The following is a 16261-nucleotide window of genomic DNA, read 5'->3' as shown; positions in this document are numbered from 1 at the left end:
CGCGCCGCTTTTTATTGATTGGTCAGGAGCAGGTAGTCGCCTTGCCCCCGGCGCATCAGTGCGAACGTCGCGGTATCGTCTTCACCATATGCGATATTTTCGACTTTTGCGAGCGCCAAGGTAAGGTTTTCCTTGATGGAGTCCGTTTTGCCACTGTCGAGCCCGTAGGCGATGCGAAACACCCGCGCCGCCTCGGCGACCTGGCCGGTTTCCATCAGCACGACGCCCAGGTTGTTCCAGGCCGGCACGAACTCGGGGTCCTTGCGCGTGGCCTGGCGCAGCAGGGTCTCGGCCTGGCCCAGGCGGCCCAGCTTGAGGTTGGCCGAGCCGAGTGCCGACAGCACGTCGACGGTGATGCCCTGGTCGGCGGCCGAACGCAGATAGGATTTCAGCGCCAGCTCATATTCCCCCGCCGCCATGAGCCGGTGCCCGACGATCAGCCCGTCGACGCTGCCCTCGCCATAGGGCAGCGTGGCGGGCGCATAGGGGCCGGCGGTGCGCCCGGCATCGCATGCCGACAGCGCCAGCGTCGCCGCCAGCGCCATCAACGCGAATGCATTCGGTCGTGCGATGTCCGTCCCCTAGAACGAGATGCTGCTCAGTGTCTCCCCGACCGCGTAGACCGACGGACCGATCAGGATGATCAGAAGCGGCGGCACGGTCAGCATCATTGTGGCAAGGGTCATCTTGGTGGGCAAGGTATTTGCCTTCTCTTCGGCCCGCATCACGCGTTTGTCGCGCATTTCGCCGGCATAGACGCGCAGCGCCTCGGCGATCGAGGTGCCGAAAGTGGCGGACTGGATCAGAACGGTGACGAAACTGGCCACATCCGGCACCCCGGCGCGTTCGCCCATGTCGCGCAACACCTGGATGCGGTCCTTGCCGGCCTTGAGTTCCCAGGCGACGATCTCGAATTCATCGGCCAGCGAGGGAAAGCCCGCCCGCAACTCCTTGCCGACGCGCATGATCGACTGGTCCAGCGACTGGCCGGCCTCGACGCAGACCAGCATCATGTCGAGCGCGTCGGGAAAGCCGTTGGTGATTTCTTCCTTGCGGGTCTCGGCGCGGCGCGTGACCCAGTATTTCGGGGCCATGTAGCCCACCGCGCCCGGAATTAGCACCGACAGGATCAGAGACTGTGTCGTGGTCTCGCCGGTGGCCGAGTTCAGCACCGCATAGCCGACCCCGAGCACCAGCATCCCCAGCCCGAGCGCGAATTGCGCGAAGTGAAAGCTGCGCACCGCGTTCTTGCCGGGATAGCCCGCCTGCAACAGCTTGAGCTGGATGGCCGAGTATTCCTCTTCGTCGTTGGGTTCGAGGAAGCTCTTGTATTTCTCGAGCTTCTGCATCTTGTCGGGTGCGTTCTTCTTGGAACGCAGCCCCTGCTTGTCGGACTTCGCGGCCTCTTCGTGCTTTTCCCGGCTGAGCTTGTCGAGCGGATCGACCTGCTTTTTCAGGAACATCGGCAGAGTCGCGACGACCAGCACCAGGCCCAGCCCGCCGACCGCGTAGAGCGGGCCTAGGGGGCCGAACATGTCGATGAGGAATTGGTTGATCGAGTCCATGATCCGTCCTCAGACCTTGATGTTGACCAGCGACTTCATCACGAAGACGTTGGCCACCAGGAACGCCGCCGCCACCAGGGCGGCGGGGATGAAGAGCGAGGTTTCCTTCACGTCGTCGTAGTAGTTGGGCTGGATCAGGTTGATCATCACCAACGCCGCGACCGGGAAACCGGACAGGAAGGTGCCGGACCATTTCGCCTCGGCGGTGATTGCCTTGACGCGGCGAAACAGCTTGAAGCGCGCCCGGATCACCTTGGCCAGACCGTCGAGGATCTCGGCCAGGTTGCCGCCCGATTGCTGCTGGATCGACACCGCCACGGCGAGAAAGCGCAAATCCTGCATGTCCATGCGTTCGGCCAGGTGCTTGAGGCTTTCGCCCACGTCGCGCCCGTAGGAGCATTCATCCGCGATCACGCCCATCTCCGACCCCAGCGGATCGGCCACCTCCTTGGCGACGATCTGGATCGCCGAGCTGAACGGGTGGCCGACACGAAGTGAGCGCACCATCAGCTCGACCGCGTCGGGAAGCTGTTCCTCGATCATCGCGAGGCGTTTCTTGGCCTTGTTGTTGACCCAGACATAGACCCCGCCGACCCCCATCGCGATCGCCACCGCGATGCGCACGGTGGGTCCGGTGCCGGTGCCCACGGTCAGGCCGACATAGGCCACCACCGACACCGCGGCCATCAGCATGATGAGCTGCTGCGGCGAGAAGGCGATCGCGGCCTTTTGCGCCTTTTCGGCCAGCAGCGAATAGACCGGGATGCCGCGGGCGTTCATGTGCTGGTGCATCTCCTTGCGAAGCTGCTCCAGCACCTGTTCGCGCCCGACCCCCTTTTCCAGCAGGTCGAGGCGCCGGTTGACGCGGTTGTTGAGGCTGATCGACTTGCCGAAGACGGTCAGGTAGACGCCTTCGACCAGCACCAGGACGGCGACGAAGATCAGGCCATAGATGATCGGTTCCGGGCTGAGTTGCATCGGTTACTCCGTGACAACGGGTTCAAACAGCGAAGGCGGCAGGTCGTAACCCCACTGGCGGAAGCGGTCCGAGTAGTGCGAGCGCACGCCGGTGGCGGTGAAGTGGCCGTTGATCTTGCCGTCGGGTTGCAATCCGGTGCGCTGATAGCGGAACACTTCCTGCATCGAGATCACGTCGCCCTCCATGCCGGTGATTTCGGTGATCGACACCATCCGGCGCGAGCCGTCCTGAAGACGGCTGGCCTGCACCACGAGGTTGACGGCCGAGGCGATCTGGCTGCGCACCGCCTTGATCGGCATCTCGATGCCGGCCATGGCGATCATGTTCTCCAGCCGGCTGACAGCATCGCGCGCCGAGTTGGCGTGGATCGTGGTCATCGAGCCGTCGTGGCCGGTGTTCATCGCCTGCAACATGTCGATGACCTCTTCGCCGCGGGTTTCGCCCACGATGATGCGGTCCGGGCGCATCCTGAGCGCGTTCCTGAGACAGTCGCGCTGGCTGACCGCGCCCTTGCCCTCGACATTGGGCGGGCGGCTTTCCATCCTTCCGACATGGACCTGCTGCAGTTGCAGTTCCGCGGTGTCCTCGATCGTCAGGATGCGTTCGGAGTTGTCGATGAAGGACGACAGCGCATTGAGCGTCGTGGTCTTGCCCGAGCCGGTGCCGCCCGAGACGATGACGTTGAGGCGGGTGGCGACGGCGGCTTGCAGGTAGGCGGCCATTTCCTCGGAAAAGGCGCCGAAATTCACCAGCTCGTCGATGCCCAGCTTGTCTTTCTTGAATTTCCGGATCGAGACCAGCGAGCCGTCGACCGCGATCGGCGGCACCATCGCGTTGAAGCGCGACCCGTCGGAAAGCCGCGCGTCCACATGCGGGTTGGATTCGTCGACCCGCCGGCCCACCGCCGACACGATCTTGTCGATGATCCGAAGCAGGTGGCGTTCGTCCTTGAAGGTGATGTCGGTCAGGCTCAGCTTGCCGTTGCGTTCGACGAAGATCTGATGCGGGCCGTTCACAAGGATGTCGTTGACGCTTTCGTCCTTCAGAAGCGGCTCGAGCGGGCCCAGGCCCATGACCTCGTCGAACAGGTCCTGGGTCAGGATCTGGCGTTCCTCGCGGTTCAGGACCACGTTCATGTCCTGCAGCGCCTCGGCGGTGATCGCGTTGATCTCGGCGCGCAGGTCCTTTTCCGATGCGGTCTCGAGCGCCGACAGGTTCAGGTTGTCGAGAAGCTGCTTGTGCAGTTCGACCTTGATGTTGCCCAGCCGTTCCTTGCGCTTGCGTTCCTTGTCGACCGGGGCGGGCTGCGCCGCGCGCCGGTCGCGTTGCGGTTTCGGCATCGGCGCGGCCGCCGGCGCGGCCGCCGGCGAGGGCGCGCGGTCACCGTCGACCGCGTGCAGCTTGGGGGTGGGCACGCCCACCGCCGGCTTGGTTCCATCGGGTTTCTTGTAGCGTGAAAACAAGGGCTGTCTCCTAGGCTGCGGCCTCGGCCGCGTCGTTCACGTCGTTGACCGATTTGGCGAGTTTCTGGATGTCCTTGCGCAGCGGCGATTTCGCCGCCGAGCTGGCCAGCGGGGTGCCGTGGTCGCAGGCCTGGACCACCTGCTTGCCGCCGTCGGCAAGCTGCACGTCGATCTTGATGTCGAGGCTCTCGGCCAGGCGCTTGACCCGGGACTTGCCCGACAGGTCGGTGAATTTCGGCGCCCGGTTGAGCACGAAGCGCAGTTTTTCGACCGGCAGATCCTCGGCCTTGAGCGCGCGGATGAAGCGCAGCGCGTTCTGCGCCGAGCGCATGTCGAGTTCGAGCGGCGCGAAGAACACATGCGCGGCGTTCAGCACGGTCTCGGTCCATTGCACCACGGTCGATGGCATGTCGACCACCACGTAGTCGAAATGCGACTTGGCCATGTCGAGCACCCGGGTGATATCGTCGGGGCCGATCAGGTCGAGCGGCAGCATGTCATAGGGCGCGGTAAAGACCTGGAGCTTGTCCTCGTAGCCGACCAGCGCGGCCATGAAGGTGTCCTTGTCCATCGCCTCGGTGTCGGACAGGATCTCGTAGATCACCTCGCGCCGGGGCAGGTCGAGGAAGGTCGCGACCGATCCCATCTGCAGGTCGAAGTCGATCAGGCAGACCTTGCGCGGCGACTTCTTGTCGATATTGGCCAGTTCCCAGGCCAGGTTCACCGCCAGCGTGGTGGCGCCGACGCCGCCCGACAGGCCCTGGACCCCGAGGATCACGCCATCATGGTCGCCGCCCGACGCGGTCACCGGCGCCACGGGCGCGGCGGCAACAGGTTCGGGGGCCGGGGGCGGCGTGCGCAGACGCTCGATCGCGTCATGCAGCGCGCCCTCGGGCAGGGGGTAGGGGACGAATTCCTCGGCCCCCATCTTCAAGAGCTGGTGCAGCGCGATCGGGCTGACCTCTTCGGCCACCACGATGGCCTTGATCCGGCGGGCCCGCGCGGCGCGGATCACTTCCGCGATCTCGGCCAGGTTGGCCTCGTCCTCGTCGTCCATCGCGATGGCGACGAATTCCAGCGACGCGGCGTCGGGCTGGGCGAAGAACGCGATCGCATCGCCGATCGACAGATCGCCCCAGCTTTCACCAAGCTCGGTTTCCATGTCCTCGATCAGCAGGTCGAATTCCTGAACATCGCGCGAGATCGTCACCGCAATGATCGGCGCCGGTTCCTGCTGGAGTGCCGTTGTCCCACTCATGTCGCCTCTTCCTTCACATTTCGGCAGAACCGGGTGGCCCGACCCCGAGTATTCTCGTGAATCCCCTTTCCTGCCGCGCTTCGACTCGCAGTCGATCTGCTCGCAGTCGCCAATGTCGCAGGCAATGTCGGCAACAATGCGGCGAAAACAGCCCTTTCATCGGCCATTTCGAGACGATCGCGGGGGCGGGGAGGGGTTGTTTCCACGCGGGGAACGGCGCCGGCGCGCGCGGTGGGCCGGAAAGAAGACGACGCCAGAGTTTGCGGGAAACTCTGGCGTCGTCGCAGGTCAGGCCGGTGGGGAGGGGTGGTTTCGCCTCAGTCGGTCAAACCGGTCAGCCCGGCGGTGCCGTCGGCATCATGCGGCCGGCTGGCGCTGTCGACATATTCGCGGAAGATCACCTCGGCGTATTTGCCGTTCAGGATCAGGGGCGCATCCGCGACGAAGCCCGACACCTCGGTGACGGTGCGCCGGTTGCGGCGCTCGCGGTTCGGGGTGTCGATCACCGGGCGGGTCTCGCCGTAGGAGACCATGGCCTCGAGCCGCGACCGGCTGATGCCTTGCGAGACCAGGAAATTCACCACCGCCTGGGCGCGGCGCAGACCGAGGCGCTGGTTGTAGGCGGACGAGCCGACCAGGTCGGTGTGGCCATAGACGCGGAAGCGGACCTCGGGGAACTGGCGGATGAAATTGGCCTGTTTCAGAAGGATGGTGCGGGCCTCGGAATCGAGCGCGGTCGAGTTGAAGGCGAAGTTCACCATGTCGGGCACTTCGCGCGAGAAGCGCTGCGCCAGGTCGATCACATACTGCTTTTCGCCGGTGTGAAAGGCCATGTTGTTGGCGGTGGCGGCGCCGAATTCCACCTGGTCGGGGTAAACGCCGGCCTCGCGCGAAAGGTCGGTCTGGTCGCAGGCCGCGACCAGCGCGATCACCGAACCGGCGGTCAGAAGCGATTTCGTCGGGGTCATCGCCATGATCAATCCTCCATCACGTAGCCGTAGGAGCCGCCGAAATCCTGCATCGCAACCTCGCCGGCGGCGCCGGTGGTGGGCAGGTTCGGCGCTTCGGTGCGGCCATGCAGGAACAGATCGCCGTCGCTGGGCGGCCTGATCCGGTCGGTCGGCAGCACCAGCGCCTCGCCGCGGGTGGGCGTGACGAGATGGGGGGTGATGATGATCACCAGTTCGGACTGCGACCGTTCGTAATCGGCCGAGCGGAACAGCGCGCCCAGAATCGGGATGTCGCCCAGCCACGGCACCTGGCCGTTGAGATCGCGGAAATCGTCCTGCAGAAGCCCGGCGATGGCGAAACTCTGGCCGTCGCGCATTTCGACCGTGGTCTTGGTCTCGCGCCGCTTGAACGAGTTCACCGTGATCGAGCCGTCGCCGAAGGTCGCGGCCGAGTCGAGTGCCGAAACCGCCGCTTCGAGCTGCAGGTTGATCAGGTCGCCCTCGACCACGGTCGGGGTAAAGGTCAGCTCGACGCCGAAGGGCTTGTAGTCGATCACCACGCCGCCGGCCCCGTCCGTGACCGGGATCGGGTATTCGCCACCGGCCAGGAAACTGGCCTCCTGTCCCGACAGGGCGGTCAGGTTGGGTTCGGCCAGCGTGCGCACCATGCCCTTGTTTTCAAGGGCTTCGATCATCACCGCAAACTCGAGCGCGCCGGCGTCGAAGCCGAAGGTCATCTGCCCGGTGCGCGCGTTGGAGGACCGCGGGTTGGTGGTCAGGTCGCCGTCGAAGGCGGCGCCGAAATTGTCATTGTCGCTCAGAACCCCGGTGCCGATCGCGGTGCCGAGGTCGCCGCCGAGCAGCGCGCCGCCGATGCCCAGCGAGGTCGACAGGCTCTTGGTGACGGTGCGCTGCATCTCGGCGAAACGCACCTTCAGCATGACCTGCTGGGTGCCGCCGACGCTCATCAGGTTAGACACCCGCTCGGGCGCGTAGCGCTGGGCCAGGTCGAGCGCGCGGTCGAGCGCCGCCGCCGAACTGACCACGCCCGACAGCACGATGCCGTCATTGGCTGTGCGCACCTCGACCGGTTCGTTGGGCAGGATCTGGCGCAGGCGTTCCTTGAACTCGGCCACGTCGGGGGTGACCTGCACCTCGACGTTGGTGATCAGTCGGCCATCGGCGCCCAGAAGCGTCAGCGTGGTGCGCCCGGGTGCCTTGCCCAGCACATAGATGGTGCGGTCCGACAGGGTGGAAATGTCGGCGATGCCCGGGTTGGCGATGGAGATTTCGGCAAACGGCTCGTCGGCCTCGACCACCACGGCGCGGTTCATCGGCACGTTGAGCGCGCCCGACATCGCGCCGTCCATCACCCTCAGGGTTTCGGACAGGCCCGCGCCGGGGGCGACCCCAAGGGCGAGCGACAGCCCGATGGCGGCCGCCTTAAGGATTGATCCTGATCTCATGTGATCCTGCCTCCGATCACGGTTTTCGGGTCGTTTGCCCGGTCTGCTCTGGGGTTGCCATGCCCGCTTTGGCGCGGATCTGTGGTCCCGATTGCGGCGCAGGATGCGCCAGAATTGGCTTCGTTGCAAGAATCAAGGACTTGCGGGCCTGGTTTCATGCGTCTCTGAGGCAACACCGGCGCCGCGCGGCCCCAGATTTAGGGGGGCTGGCGGCGCCGGGGCCTGCATCGGGTGTCGGTCCGCCCGTCAGTTTGTCGGGCAGGGGATCGGGGTTTCGACGATCTCGGCGCCCTTGCGGGTGCGGATCGTGCAGATCTCGGGCGCGCGCTCGATCGTGACCGCCTCTTCGGTGATGCCCAGCAGGATGTTCTGGTCGACCTCGACGCCCGAGGCGATGGTGGTGTCGCCATGCCCGACCAGCGACAGGGACATCCGCCCGGTCGCTTGCGCCTGGGCCAGGGCGGCCACCTGCTGCGGCGTCGCCTCGACCGTGATGGTGCGCGCGATTGTCGGAGAAGTGCGGTCGATATCGGCCATCTGGTCGATCGCGATGATCTTGACGTTCGATTCGATCAATTTGGTGATTTCCTGCCCGCGCCCCTCGCGGCCGGTGTCGGCGCGGCCCGACCAGTAGATGTCGATATGATCGCCCGGCGCCAAAAAGCCCGACACGCCCGAGGTCACGTCGACCTTGATCGCGAAGGCGCGCATCCCGGTGGCCAGCCGCGCGCTGACGCCGGCGTCGGCGCCCGGTTCGGTCAGCTTGACCGCCAGCAGCGCCTCGTCCTTTTCCATCGTGCGCAACACGGTGCGGAAGCGCTTCTCGCCGGCCGGAAACAGCGCGTCGAGCGATGTGAAGGCGCCTTCGGGAATGGCGTTCTCGGGCCATTTCACCATTCGGATGTTGTCCTCGGAGACCACCGCGCCGTAGGTCAGCGGCTCATCCGCCACATAGACCTCGACGGTCGGAATGACCTCGGCCCGGGCCGCGCGCTCCTGTTCGAGCGCCGCCTGATAGTCACCGATATAGCCGCGGGCCATGTAGACGGCAAAACCCGCCAGCCCGACGCCGATCAGAAGAACCAATGCAAAAACTGAGCGCATGTCCTATCCCTTCCCTCACTCGCCGGTCCCCCGGCCTGACGCAATTCAGCACCGCCAATGTGCCCGCGGATTTGGGCAAAAATGTGGATTGTCCGTGCGGATGGCGTGGCTTTTTCCATATCGGAAACAGCGGCCCGTCCGCATCCGCCAAAGGGGAAAGGGCCGCGCCCGAAGGCACGGCCCTGTTCCGAAGTCTTGTGCCAGGATTACTGGCCGTTGCTGACGGTGATGTCGGCAAGCTCGGACGAGATGTTGTCGGCCAGCGTCTGCGTGCCGGTCTGCACGGTCGTCAGGATGGCAATGCCGAGGCCGACGATGGCGGCGGTCAGCACGACCCAGTCGACGGTAACCGCACCGTCTTCGTCGCGGCGGAAGTTATTGATCAGGTTCATCATGGTTCAGGTCTCCTTGGTGTGTTGTGGCGCAGGATTACTGGCCGTTGCTGACAGTGATGTCGGCAAGCTCGGACGAAATGTTGTCGGCCAGCGTCTGGGTGCCGGTCTGCACGGTCGTCAGAATGGCGATGCCGAGGCCCACGATGGCGGCGGTCAGCACGACCCAGTCGACGGTAACCGCACCGTCTTCGTCGTTGCGAAAGGTTTTCATCAGCTTGAACAGTTTCATCTCTTGTCCCTCCGAAAGTTCATCAGCTAGTAGGTTCAGTCTCACGTCCGCCTTGCAGACCGTCCGAACCGCCTGTGAACCGATCCGATGCCCTGCTTGGCATGGTTGGAATTTCCCTTCCGATTGGGGCAAGAGTTGGACATAGATCGTACAATTTCTGGCTGTCCCGAAGGGTCGGATCGAAAACTGACCAAGTCCTTGAAATATATGTGAAATAAAATTCACGCGATGTTAACGATTTTGCCGCAAGCTGTATTGGCGGCGCGGGAATCGGTCGGGATTCGCAGGAATAACTGGCTCTTTCGCCGGGAATTTGCGATGCTTCGATCAATAATAATGCAGAGGCAGAGCAGGTCTTCTGGCAGATGAAGCGTATTGTGTTCACGATTCTGGGCGCGGCATTGGCCGTGTCCATGTCAGTGCGCGTCGGCATGGCCGGCGATCCGCCGCCGTTTCCCGACTTCACCTTCAAGCGGGTGGGCGTGCCGGCACCGGGGCAGGGCCGGATCGACGTGCAGATCGACCCCGAGGAACAGGCCCGCCGCCTTGCGGTGGCACGGCCCGCGCCGGTCGATGCGCCGGCTGAGGTGGCAGCCGGGGGCGCCACGGCTGCGCTGTCGGGCTTTGAATGGTTCTGGGACGAGGTCGCGGCCTCGCGCGAAGGGGCGGGGCCGGCCAATGTCGCGCGTGCGCTGGCCGCGCTTGAGGCCGGCGATGCCGCCGCGCCGCGCCTGCAACACCTGCGCGACATCGCCGCCGCCCATGGTGTCGACATCCTCACCGCCACCATTGGCACCGATGTCTCGCCGGCCCTGGTGCTGGCCCTGATCGCGGTGGAATCCAGCGGCCGGACCGCGGCGCTGTCGGGCGCGGGCGCGCAGGGGCTGATGCAGTTGATCCCCGACACCGCGACCCGCTTCGGGGTCGAGGATGCGACCGATCCGGGCCAGAACATCGCCGGTGGCGTCGCCTACCTGGCCTGGCTGCTCGAGCATTTCGACCGCGACCCGATCCTGGCGCTGGCCGGCTACAACGCGGGCGAGAACGCGGTGGCCCAGCACGGCGGCGTGCCGCCCTTTGCCGAAACCCGCGCCTATGTGCCCAAGGTGCTGGCCGCCTGGCGGGTGGCGCGCGGGCTGTGCCTGACGCCGCCGGAGCTGATCACTGACGGCTGCGTTTTCGCGGGGTAGGGGGATGACGGACAAGCCCCTGGTGCTGGATGTCGACGGCACGTTTCTTGCCACCGACATGCTGCTGGAATGCTTCTGGGCGGGGCTGGGCCGCGACCCCATCGCCACGCTCGCCGCCTCGGTGCGCCATGTCACGCGGCCCGAACGGCTCAAGGCCGAGCTGGCCCGCATCGCCGGGCTGCGCACCGAGCTTCTGCCGGTCAACTCCGAGGTCGCCGCATTGGCCGCGACCGCGCTGGCCCAGGGGCGCGAGGTGGTGCTGGCCTCGGCGTCCGACAGGACCCTGGTGACGCGCCTCGCCGCCGACTACGGGCTGTCGGAGCGGGTGTTTGCCTCGGACGAGAGCGAAAACCTCAAGGGCGCGCGCAAGGCCCGCGCGCTTGTCGCGGCCTATGGCGAAGGCGGCTTCGACTATGCCGGCAACGCGCCGGTCGACCGCAAGGTCTGGGCGCATGCCGACACGGCCATCGTGGTTGGCGACCCGGCCTCGGCCCGGCAGATTGAGGCAAAGGGCAAGGAGGTCATGCGCCTGCCCGGCGGCTGGCGGCCCGCCGATCTTGCCCGCGCGCTGCGCCCGCACCAATGGGTCAAGAACGTGCTGCTGTTCCTGCCGCTCCTGGCCGGGCATGTGTTCGTGCCCGGCCCCTGGTTCGCGGCGCTTATCGGATTGATCGCCTTCTCGCTCGCGGCCTCGTCGATCTACGTGGTCAACGACCTGCTCGACCTCGAGGCCGACCGCCTGCACCCGACCAAGCGCAACCGCCCCTTCGCCTCGGGCAAGGTGCCGATCGGGGTGGGCATGGCGGCGGGGGTCGCCTCGGGGCTGGCGGCGCTGATCATTGCGGCCTTCCTGGGCTGGCCGATGCTGGGCATCGTCACGCTCTACATGGCGCTGTCGCTGGCCTATTCGCTGCGGCTCAAGCGCCTGCGCTGGATCGACATCGCGACGCTCGCCTCGCTCTATACCATCCGCGTGGTCGCGGGCGCGCTGGCCTCGGGCGTCGGCATCTCGGGCCACCTGATCGCCTTCGTGTTTCCGGTGTTCATCGCGCTGGGCGCGGTCAAGCGCATCACCGAACTGACCCTAGCGACCTCCGACGACCGCCTGCCGGGGCGCGGCTATGGCCGGTCCGACCGGGGCGATCTGTTGAACGTGGCGGTCCTGGGCATGGTCGGCGCGCTGCTGTCGTTCTTTCTCTACAGCTTCACCGACCAGGCCCGCGCGCTCTACCCGACGCGGCTCTGGCTGTGGCTGGCGCTGGTCCCGATCGGGCTGTGGCTCGTGCGGATGATCCGCATGGGCTGGCTGGGCCGCCAGGATTACGACCCGATCGTCTTTGCCCTGACCGACAAGCGCGGGCTGGGGCTTTTGATGATCGCGCTGGGCCTGATGTTCCAGGCCGCCCGGCTCTGGGGCGGCTGGTTGGGTCTGTAACTTGCGCTTCTTTCTGGACGAAATACCTTGGGGGTCTGGGAGCGACGCCCCCAGGGCCTGCGTGGCCTGAACGCAAGGAGACGATGCGCGCCGCAGGCGCACCGCCGGGTAGCGTCAGATCGAGAGCTTCTTGAATATCCGCTCCGGAACCAGCTTGATGATCGTCATGATCACCCACCAGAACCCCGGCGTGTAGATCACGTTGCGGCGTTTCTTCACCGCCCTGGCGATGTCGCGGGCCACCTTTTCGGGCGAGGCGACAAGGAACATGCCCTCGACCCCCCAGGTCATCGAAGTGTCGGTAAAGCCGGGTTTGACCGTCACCACGTGCCCGCCGGCCCGCGTCAGCCGGTTGCGCAGGCCCGACAGGTAGGTCGAAAAGCCCGCCTTGGCCGCGCCGTAGACGTAGTTGCCGATCCGCCCGCGATCACCGGCGACGGAACTGACCCCGACGACCGTGCCCGAGGCGCGCGCTTCCATCACCGGCATCACCCGGGCGAGAAACTGCGCCGGGCCGGTGAAATTGTCGAGTGTCACGCGCTCGATCAGGCCGGGGTCGGCGTCGATCTCGGCCTGCGACGGCATCGAGCCGACGAACACCGCCACGTTGATCTCGCCCGGCTCGGCCTCGACCCGGTCGACGATCGGGCCGAATGTGGACGGGTCGCGGGCGTCGAAGCGCATCGCGCTTGCCTCGGCGGCGCCGCGCGCGGTGAGGTCGGGCACCATGCGCCGCGCCTCGTCGATGTCGCGCGCCGCCAGCACCAGCGTCGCGCCCGCCTCGGCCATTTCGCGGGCATAGGCGCGCGCCATCGACGAGGTCGCGCCAAGGATGATCCAGGTCTGTGTCATGTCTACCCCCTCAGCTCCAGCCGCCGCACCATGTCGGTGATCAGAACCCCGTCGGGGTCGGCCCTGGCGGCCTCTGCCGCCCAGTCCTGCCACTCGGGATACATCGCCTTGATGGTGTCGCCGGTGGCCAGCGCGTCCTTGCCGAGATAGAGCCGCCCGCCCGCTTCGATGGTCATCGCCTCGAGCTCGTGGATCAGCCGCACCGCCTTGTCGCGGGCGGGAAAGTCGATGGCCAGCGTGTAGCCCTCCATCGGGAACGACAGCATCCCGGCGCGGCCCGGCCCCATGCGCTTGATCACCGCCAGCGGCGAGCACAGGCCGGAATGGGCGATGCGCCCGACGATGTCTTTCAGCACCGGGGCCGCGTCCACCGGCACCACGCATTGAAACTGGTGAAAGCCGCGTTTGCCGTAGAGCCGGTTCCAGTCGTGAAGCTTGTCGAGCGGAAAGACATGGCTGGCGATCGGCATAACGTGGGTGCGCCCGCGCGCCGGCACCTTGCGCCAATAGGCGGCGTTGAACAGGCGCACCGTGGGGGCCGACAGGGCAAAGCCCGGCAGGTCGATGGGCACCGGCAAGGACGGCCCCTTGCGCGCCTCGACGCCGGTGGTCAGTTCAGCCTCTTCGAGGATGCCGCGCCCGAGGTTCGACCCCTTGGCGGTGCCGTCGATCCAGCCGACGTTGTAGTCAAACCGCGAATTGTCGAGCAGGTCGAGAAACTCGTCGAAATCGCCGACCCGGGTTTCCTTGACCCGCATGCCGGTGCCGGGCGTCGAAATCATCTGGAGCTTGGCCGACAGGATCACGCCGGTCTGGCCGATGCCGCCCATGGTGGCGCGAAACAGCGCCTTGTTGCGGCCGGGCGAGGCGGTGACGCGCTTGCCGCCGGGTTGCAGGAGCGTGACCGAGGTGACGTGCTGACCGAAACTGCCAAGGGCGTGGTGGTTCTTGCCGTGGATGTCGTGGGCGATGGCGCCGCCCACGGTGGGAAAGCCGGTGCCGGGCACCACGGCGGGCAGCCAGCCTTTCGGCGCGAAAAGGCGCAAAAGCTCGCCCAGTTGCACGCCCGCCTCGACCTCGACCACGCCGGTGGCGGCGTCGAAGCTCAGGATCTTGTCCATCCGGGTCATGTCGATGGCCCGCCCGCCGTCGTTCAGGAGCGAGTCGTTGTAGGACCGGCGCATCCCCAGCGCGGGCGCGGGCGTGTCCTCCATGATGCGGGCGAGGTCGGCGGCGCGTTCGGGCCGGGCCAGTTCGCCATGCGCCTTGTGAACCCGGCCCCAGCCGGCGTAATCAGCGGTTTTCCATTGCATGTTTCTGCCTCAGCGATTGACGTTCGGCCAGCGGGAAGACGGCAAAGCCGATCCCGATGGCGAACCAGAGTGTCGTGATACGGATGATCGCGGTGGCGGGCACGGAGGCCTCGAGCCCCACGCCTTCGAGCGACAGGAGCGCGATCATCGCCGCCTCGGCCCCGCCGACCCCGCCCGGCGCGCCGGTCAGCCCGCCGGCCAGCCCCGAAAAGATGAAGATCGCCACCGCCTTGGCCAGCCCGATGTCGGACCCCATCCAGACCAAGAGCAGGTGAAAGGCGTAGCCCTCGGCAAACCAGCCGACCAGCCCGAACAGCGCCGCCACCCCCATCAGCGTGGGCGACGAGAAGGCCGAAAGCGCGCGTGCCGCCCGGCGGATGCGGGCGAAAAGGCGGTGAAAACGCCCGGTGGCGCGGTGCCCCCAGGTCGCCACGCCCGCCAGCAGCGCCGGGCGCGTCGCCACCACGGCGCCGGCCAGCGCCAGCAAGGTGACCGGCACGCCAAAGGCGATGCCGCTGGCCGACAACGCCAGTGCCGCGCCCAGAAGCACCCCCATCGCGGCCAGGTCCGAGGCCCGGTCGACCAGCATCAGGGGCGCCGTGCGCTCGAACGGCCAGCCGGTCTCGCGCCTGATCCAGCGCATGCGGACCAGTTCGCCCACCCGCCCCGGCGTCACGCTCATCGCGAAACCGCCGAGGAAATGGCGCAGGCTTTGCATCACGGTGGTATTGAGGCCCAGGCGGCGCGAGAACATGTGCCAGCGCAGCCCGCGCATCAGGTAGTTGACCAGCGACAGCGCCAAGAGGATGCCGACCTGCGCCCATGTCAGCCGGGCGATCTGGGCCATGGTCTCTTCCCAGCCGGTGGCCGCGGCCAGCCCGATCAGCCCGACCAGCACCAGCCCGAAAAGCCCGGCCAGCACCAGCGCATCGCGCGTGCGGTGCCCGGGGACGGGAGCGACGGGTTTGGGATCGAGGCTCGACATGGTCATGTTGTACCCGTCTAGGAGCGGAATGGGGCGAATTTATGGGCCGTGATCCGCACGACCGCCGGTCACGTTACCCGATCCGCGCCAGTGAGTATTTGTGCCAAGATGAAGCAGCGGTGCCTAGAAGGCCTTGAAGGTCAGGGTGGTCAGCGAGCGGTCGATATTGGGGATGTCGAGCAGGTGGGCGTTGATGTATTTGCCCACGTCCTCGTCCTTGGGGATATAGAGCTTCATGATCAGGTCGTAATCGCCCGATGTGGAATACAGCTCGGAGTGAATCTCGCGCCGGATGATCGCCTCGGCGACCTCGTAGGTGGTGCCGGGGCGGCAGCGCAGTTGCACGATAACCGGGGTGCTCATGGTCGTCCTTTCGCTCGCTCGCGGTGAGAGTGGCATGGGCGCGCGGGGCCAACAAGCCGAATTTGCCGCCTTTTCAGGCCGCGCCGCGCCGCCTATAAGCGGCCCCAACCACGGGAGAGAAGCCCATGCGCAAGGCCAGCGTCAGCCGCAAGACGACAGAGACCGAGATCAGCGTCGAGATCGACCTCGACGGCAGCGGTGCCTATGACAACCAGACCGGCGTGGGGTTCTTCGACCACATGCTGGACCAGTTGGCGCGCCATTCGCTGATCGACATGCGGGTGCGCGCCAAGGGCGATCTGCACATCGACGACCACCACACCGTCGAGGACACCGGCATCGCGCTGGGTCAGGCACTGGCCCAGGCGCTGGGCGACAAGCGCGGCATCCGGCGCTATGGCGAATGCCACCTGCCGATGGATGACGCGTTGGTGCGCGCCGCCCTCGACCTGTCGGGGCGGCCCTACCTGGTGTGGAATGTCGAGATGCCGGTGGCCAAGATCGGCACCTTCGACACCGAGCTGGTGCGCGAGTTCTTCACCGCCTTTTCGGTCAATGGCGGCATCACGCTGCATGTCGACCGGCTGCACGGCTTCAACGCGCACCACATCGCCGAGGCCGCCTTCAAGGCGGTGGCGCGCGCCCTGCGCAGCGCGGTCGAGACCGATCCGCGCAAGGCCGACGCGATCCCCTCGACCAAGGGCGCGCTGTAAC

Annotated in this window: 17 protein-coding genes; 3 read left to right on the top strand and 14 right to left on the bottom strand. The window is 66.3% G+C overall.

The annotated features are described in order from the left end of the window. Nucleotides 1–11: 11 nt before the first annotated feature. The 10 genes from FVF75_RS01980 to FVF75_RS01935 all read right to left on the bottom strand — a co-directional run bounded on the left by FVF75_RS01980 (nucleotide 12) and on the right by FVF75_RS01935 (nucleotide 9409). Nucleotides 12–545: a tetratricopeptide repeat protein gene (locus tag FVF75_RS01980; RefSeq protein WP_148376067.1), complete on the bottom strand. Its 534-nt coding sequence runs from the start codon at nucleotides 543–545 to the stop codon at nucleotides 12–14. Nucleotides 546–581: 36 nt separating this feature from the next. Beyond that, entirely contained in the window at nucleotides 582–1565 is a 984-nt protein-coding gene (locus FVF75_RS01975) for a type II secretion system F family protein (RefSeq protein WP_148376066.1), read from the bottom strand. Between the two features lie 9 nt (nucleotides 1566–1574). Next, on the bottom strand, nucleotides 1575–2543 hold the full coding sequence (locus FVF75_RS01970) for a type II secretion system F family protein (protein ID WP_148376065.1): 969 nt from the start codon (nucleotides 2541–2543) through the stop codon (nucleotides 1575–1577). A 3-nt stretch (nucleotides 2544–2546) separates the two neighbouring features. Further along, nucleotides 2547–4007, bottom strand: a complete 1461-nt coding sequence (locus FVF75_RS01965) for a TadA family conjugal transfer-associated ATPase (protein WP_148376064.1) — start codon at nucleotides 4005–4007, stop codon at nucleotides 2547–2549. A 10-nt stretch (nucleotides 4008–4017) separates the two neighbouring features. Next, on the bottom strand, nucleotides 4018–5265 hold the full coding sequence (locus tag FVF75_RS01960; protein ID WP_148376063.1) for a CpaE/TadZ family protein: 1248 nt from the start codon (nucleotides 5263–5265) through the stop codon (nucleotides 4018–4020). Between the two features lie 317 nt (nucleotides 5266–5582). Then, the gene (locus FVF75_RS01955) at nucleotides 5583–6239 is read right to left on the bottom strand and encodes an OmpA family protein (protein WP_148376062.1); all 657 of its coding nucleotides are present in this window, start codon (nucleotides 6237–6239) and stop codon (nucleotides 5583–5585) included. Nucleotides 6240–6241: 2 nt separating this feature from the next. Next, nucleotides 6242–7681, bottom strand: coding sequence for a type II and III secretion system protein family protein (locus FVF75_RS01950; protein ID WP_148376061.1), 1440 nt, complete (start codon nucleotides 7679–7681; stop codon nucleotides 6242–6244). Nucleotides 7682–7927: 246 nt separating this feature from the next. Next, complete coding sequence (gene cpaB / locus FVF75_RS01945; RefSeq protein ID WP_148376060.1) at nucleotides 7928–8785, bottom strand: Flp pilus assembly protein CpaB; 858 nt, start codon at nucleotides 8783–8785, stop codon at nucleotides 7928–7930. Nucleotides 8786–8991: 206 nt separating this feature from the next. After that, nucleotides 8992–9180 (bottom strand): Flp family type IVb pilin, encoded by a 189-nt coding sequence (locus FVF75_RS01940; protein ID WP_148376059.1) that lies wholly within the window; start codon nucleotides 9178–9180, stop codon nucleotides 8992–8994. 34 nt (nucleotides 9181–9214) lie between these two features. Beyond that, the gene (locus FVF75_RS01935; RefSeq protein ID WP_148376058.1) at nucleotides 9215–9409 is read right to left on the bottom strand and encodes a Flp family type IVb pilin; all 195 of its coding nucleotides are present in this window, start codon (nucleotides 9407–9409) and stop codon (nucleotides 9215–9217) included. Between the two features lie 365 nt (nucleotides 9410–9774). On the opposite strand from FVF75_RS01935, the gene FVF75_RS01930 reads away from it, so the two are divergent. Both FVF75_RS01930 and FVF75_RS01925 read left to right on the top strand, forming a co-directional pair. Beyond that, a complete protein-coding gene (locus FVF75_RS01930; protein ID WP_148376057.1) occupies nucleotides 9775–10599 on the top strand; it encodes a lytic transglycosylase domain-containing protein in 825 nt (274 codons plus the stop codon). Nucleotides 10600–10603: 4 nt separating this feature from the next. Then, entirely contained in the window at nucleotides 10604–12034 is a 1431-nt protein-coding gene (locus tag FVF75_RS01925; RefSeq protein ID WP_148376056.1) for a UbiA family prenyltransferase, read from the top strand. A 114-nt stretch (nucleotides 12035–12148) separates the two neighbouring features. On the opposite strand, the gene FVF75_RS01920 is transcribed toward FVF75_RS01925, so the two are convergent. The 4 genes from FVF75_RS01920 to FVF75_RS01905 form a co-directional block, all read right to left on the bottom strand. Beyond that, nucleotides 12149–12886: an SDR family oxidoreductase gene (locus tag FVF75_RS01920; RefSeq protein WP_148376055.1), complete on the bottom strand. Its 738-nt coding sequence runs from the start codon at nucleotides 12884–12886 to the stop codon at nucleotides 12149–12151. Between the two features lie 2 nt (nucleotides 12887–12888). Beyond that, nucleotides 12889–14199 (bottom strand): FAD-binding protein, encoded by a 1311-nt coding sequence (locus FVF75_RS01915; RefSeq protein WP_148376054.1) that lies wholly within the window; start codon nucleotides 14197–14199, stop codon nucleotides 12889–12891. Beyond that, on the bottom strand, nucleotides 14180–15190 hold the full coding sequence (locus FVF75_RS01910) for a lysylphosphatidylglycerol synthase transmembrane domain-containing protein (RefSeq protein ID WP_342779773.1): 1011 nt from the start codon (nucleotides 15188–15190) through the stop codon (nucleotides 14180–14182). Before FVF75_RS01910 ends, FVF75_RS01915 begins: the two co-directional genes overlap by 20 nt. Before the next feature lie 117 nt (nucleotides 15191–15307). Next, on the bottom strand, nucleotides 15308–15547 hold the full coding sequence (locus tag FVF75_RS01905) for an Lrp/AsnC family transcriptional regulator (RefSeq protein ID WP_148376053.1): 240 nt from the start codon (nucleotides 15545–15547) through the stop codon (nucleotides 15308–15310). Between the two features lie 125 nt (nucleotides 15548–15672). On the opposite strand from FVF75_RS01905, the gene hisB reads away from it, so the two are divergent. Then, nucleotides 15673–16260 carry an imidazoleglycerol-phosphate dehydratase HisB gene (gene hisB, locus FVF75_RS01900; RefSeq protein WP_148376052.1) on the top strand — a complete coding sequence of 196 codons (588 nt, stop codon included), beginning with the start codon at nucleotides 15673–15675 and terminating at the stop codon, nucleotides 16258–16260. Nucleotide 16261: the final 1 nt, after the last annotated feature.

This window comes from Maritimibacter fusiformis, from assembly GCF_008086115.1.
Lineage (GTDB): Bacteria > Pseudomonadota > Alphaproteobacteria > Rhodobacterales > Rhodobacteraceae > Muriiphilus > Muriiphilus fusiformis.
This window is presented reverse-complemented; position numbering and strand designations above follow the sequence as displayed.

Coding starts and splice junctions, on each gene's coding strand:
- FVF75_RS01920 (WP_148376055.1), bottom strand. CDS start 12,886: ATGACACAGACCTGGATCATCCTTGGCGCGACCTCGTCGATGGCGCGC.
- FVF75_RS01915 (WP_148376054.1), bottom strand. CDS start 14,199: ATGCAATGGAAAACCGCTGATTACGCCGGCTGGGGCCGGGTTCACAAG.
- FVF75_RS01980 (WP_148376067.1), bottom strand. CDS start 545: ATGGCGCTGGCGGCGACGCTGGCGCTGTCGGCATGCGATGCCGGGCGC.
- FVF75_RS01955 (WP_148376062.1), bottom strand. CDS start 6,239: ATGGCGATGACCCCGACGAAATCGCTTCTGACCGCCGGTTCGGTGATC.
- FVF75_RS01960 (WP_148376063.1), bottom strand. CDS start 5,265: ATGAGTGGGACAACGGCACTCCAGCAGGAACCGGCGCCGATCATTGCG.
- FVF75_RS01940 (WP_148376059.1), bottom strand. CDS start 9,180: ATGATGAACCTGATCAATAACTTCCGCCGCGACGAAGACGGTGCGGTT.
- cpaB (WP_148376060.1), bottom strand. CDS start 8,785: ATGCGCTCAGTTTTTGCATTGGTTCTTCTGATCGGCGTCGGGCTGGCG.
- FVF75_RS01910 (WP_342779773.1), bottom strand. CDS start 15,190: ATGACCATGTCGAGCCTCGATCCCAAACCCGTCGCTCCCGTCCCCGGG.
- hisB (WP_148376052.1), top strand. CDS start 15,673: ATGCGCAAGGCCAGCGTCAGCCGCAAGACGACAGAGACCGAGATCAGC.
- FVF75_RS01970 (WP_148376065.1), bottom strand. CDS start 2,543: ATGCAACTCAGCCCGGAACCGATCATCTATGGCCTGATCTTCGTCGCC.
- FVF75_RS01905 (WP_148376053.1), bottom strand. CDS start 15,547: ATGAGCACCCCGGTTATCGTGCAACTGCGCTGCCGCCCCGGCACCACC.
- FVF75_RS01925 (WP_148376056.1), top strand. CDS start 10,604: ATGACGGACAAGCCCCTGGTGCTGGATGTCGACGGCACGTTTCTTGCC.
- FVF75_RS01930 (WP_148376057.1), top strand. CDS start 9,775: ATGAAGCGTATTGTGTTCACGATTCTGGGCGCGGCATTGGCCGTGTCC.
- FVF75_RS01975 (WP_148376066.1), bottom strand. CDS start 1,565: ATGGACTCGATCAACCAATTCCTCATCGACATGTTCGGCCCCCTAGGC.
- FVF75_RS01935 (WP_148376058.1), bottom strand. CDS start 9,409: ATGAAACTGTTCAAGCTGATGAAAACCTTTCGCAACGACGAAGACGGT.
- FVF75_RS01950 (WP_148376061.1), bottom strand. CDS start 7,681: ATGAGATCAGGATCAATCCTTAAGGCGGCCGCCATCGGGCTGTCGCTC.